Source organism: Variovorax frigidus (assembly GCF_051216515.1).
In the GTDB taxonomy this organism is placed as follows: Bacteria; Pseudomonadota; Gammaproteobacteria; order Burkholderiales; family Burkholderiaceae_C; genus Variovorax.
The window spans coordinates 1-3,094 of sequence record NZ_JBPJZF010000018.1; the positions used below are offsets into that span (position 1 = coordinate 1).

Annotated in this window: 1 protein-coding gene; it reads right to left on the bottom strand. The window is 70.4% G+C overall.

Translation table 11 applies throughout. The annotated features are described in order from the left end of the window. On the bottom strand, nt 1-3,094 hold a 3,094-nt coding region (locus ACSFBC_RS28385; protein ID WP_475544567.1), incomplete at both ends, for an autotransporter outer membrane beta-barrel domain-containing protein.

The window sequence follows — 3,094 nt, forward strand, 5'->3', positions numbered from 1 at the left end:
CTGGCCGTTGCCTTCGATGCGCAGCACGCGGTCGGGCGCATAGGTGCCGTCGCTCAACACACCCGCCTGGACCGAGGCCGAGACGCCGGTGGCCGGATAGATCTGCGCAGCGCGCAGTGTGAGGTCGCCCGCAGTCGAGAGCCTGGTCTCCGGCTCGCCGTTCACGGCGGGGGGCTTGTCCGCGAGAAAACGCAGGTCGCCCTCGCTGGCCAACGTGACCTGGCCGAAGCCGCGCCGCTCGACCTCGAGACCGACCGGCGAGTTCGGGTCACCGGCTTCCGGCGACAGCGCGATGCTGCCATTGGCGCCGGCCATCGACACCAGCGAGCGCACGTCGATGAGCCCGGCGCGCACCTCCAGCTGCGCCTCGGAGGGCAGCCAGTCGCCGGTGCCGATGACGCCGAAGCGGCCTCGGGTCGGGTCCAGCGCTGAGTTCTGCGTGATACCGGCCAGCCGCACGTAGGGCGCTTCCAGCGTGATGTGCGCATCGTTGCGCGCGCTGTTGGCCAGCATGAGCGGGCCGTAGACCGACAGGCTCTGGCCGAGCCGCAGGCTGGCGTTGTCTTCCAGGCTGACACCGCCCGCGCTGAGCAGCGCGAGATTGTCGAAGCCGCCGAGCTTGACGGTGTCCACGCCCAGTCGGCCGTGGCCGTAGACCAGCGCCGCGTCGGCTGCGCCGGGGGCCAGTCCGGCCGGCAGGTCCGATGGGCCCTGCAGCCCGCCGATCACCAGATCGCGGTAGCCACGCACCGTGTTCTCGGCCAGCGCAGGCTGCCCCTCGCCCGGGCCGGAATTCGTTCGCACCTCGGGCGATTCCAGCGCGACCTGCAGCGTGCCGCCGGCCGCCCCCGCGCCGCCCGAGCGTGCACGCAGTTCGCCATCGAGGTAGAAGCCGTTGTTCGACGCCAGCGCGATGCGCCCGCCGCGGCTCGCGACCGCAACCGGGCCGGCATCGCCCATGTCGAGCACGGCCGAGGTGCCCGAGGCATCGAGCAAGGCGCCTTCGCGCACCACAACGAAGCCGTTGGCGGCCGTGGCCGAACCGTCGCTTTCCTGGATCTCGCCGCCGATCACGATGCTGCCGCCGTCGCGCACCAGGCCGTAGCGCCGGCCCTGCGCGTCGAGCGCGGTCGCGGGCGTGGCCGACACATCAATGACAGCGTTCTCCCCGACCCAGATCGAGCGGTTGTGCGCCAGGTTCGCCGCCTCCAAGTTCGCGACCACCGAGAGGTCGATGTTCTTGAGCGAGATGCTGCCGCCGTGCGCTTGCAGCCTGCCTCGCAGCGTGAGTTGCCCGGCGCTGGCGACCTGGATCGACTGCCCCGCATCGACCGTAAGCTGTGCGCCCTGGCCGATCGACATCGACACCTGCGGCAGGTCGGCCGCCAGCGTCTGCGCCGTGCCCGCCTGCAGGCTCAGGCTCGCGCCCGCGCGCTGCGTGAGCACGCCTTTGACCGCATCCTCGGTGTAGAGCGGCGGTGTCCAGGCCTGTAGCGCCTTGCCGGCATCGGTGCCGGTCGCTACGCCCTTGGCTTCAGGGGTCACGCGCAACACCGGCATCGTCACGTCGACCTGCGTCCCCTCGGCCACCGTGAGGCCGCGGTCGCCAATGAGTTCGTAGCGGCTGAAGCCCTTGTCGAAGAAGTTGCCCGAGAGGACCAACGTGCCCGGCTCGGCCGAAGTACCTGCGCCCGCTGTACTTCCTGTGCCGTCCGTGACGAGCATGCGCCCGGCCTGCAGGTTCAGCGTGCCGCCGCCCGAAGTACCCCAGCCGCGCAGCGCGCCGTCGATCGCCAGCACGCCGTCGCTGCCGCCGGTCTGGGCATTGGCCTGCAGCCGGATGTCGCCGCCCTTGCCGCCTCGCTGCGTCTTGCCGTTGGCCAGCAAGGCCGCGCCCGAGGACACGTCGATGACGCTGCCCTCGGCCAGCCGCACATCTCCGCTGCTGCGGATCGACACGCTGCCACCGTTGCGCCAGGCCATGTTGCCGGTGTCGGCCGGATCGAGCCACAGGTTGCTCCACAGACCGCGCGCGTCCAGCGCCACGCCCTGGGCCACCGCCACGCCGGCGCGCATGTCCTTGGGCGTGGTGATGACCGTGGTGTCGTCGAGGTAGTTGGTGCTGGCCTGCGTGAGCGTGTCACCCAGACGGATGCGGCCGCCATGGGCCGTCAGGTCCGCGTTCACCTCGACCTGCGGGCCGTAGAGCGTGATGTCGCCACCGTTGCCCAGCGTCAGCGCCGCGTCCACCGTGATCGAGCCCGCGGCCGCGATGCGCACCGCGCCCAGCGAGAAGCCGTTGAGCAGCGTGGTGTCCAGGGTCAGCGTTCCCTGGCGCGCGGCCGGCAGGGCCGTCGTGAGATCGAGCCCGGCGGCGATGCGCTCGGCGGTGTCGGTCAGCACCACGTCCTTCACGCCCGCAGTGTCGAGCCGGCGGTGCATCAGGCCGGTGCTCTTGTCGTAGAGGGTGCCGTAGCTGCCGACCACCAGTTGCCCGCCGCGTGCCACGGCGTGCTGCGACTGGTCGTAACCGTCGAGGTCGATGTTGGGCGCCTGGAACTGGCGTGGGCCCTGGAAGGCCTCGCCCGTGATGTCGCCCTCGATCACCGCGCTTTTCGTCCCGACCACCAGCACGCCCGCGTCGCGCCCGACCGTGTAGCCGTTCTCCAGCCGCTTCTGCGGACCGATCAGCGGGTTGTAGTAGTAGTCGGTAGCCTTCTCGCCCCAACGTTTGTGTTCGTCCTCGAAGCCCTTGTACACGCCCGTGTAGCGCTGGTCGCCCGGCGCCTTGTTCACTTCGTACAACCGGCCGTCCGCCCCCTTGAGCCAGGTCTGACGGATGAAGCCGGTCTGCACATTGATCGTGCCGCCGGACAGATTGATGTTCGAGCCGGCCTGCGTGACTACATCGTTGCCGCCGAAGCTCACCGTGCCACCCTGCGCCATCCATTCGCCCACGGTGTGGCCCTGGGTGCCGAGGTAGCCGCCGACCTCCAGCAGGCCGCCCGCGGTGTACCAGCGGTCGCTCTCGTAGCCGTTGGTGCCCTTGGGCACGAACACCAGGCTGCGCCGGTCGATCCACACGTCGTTGCTG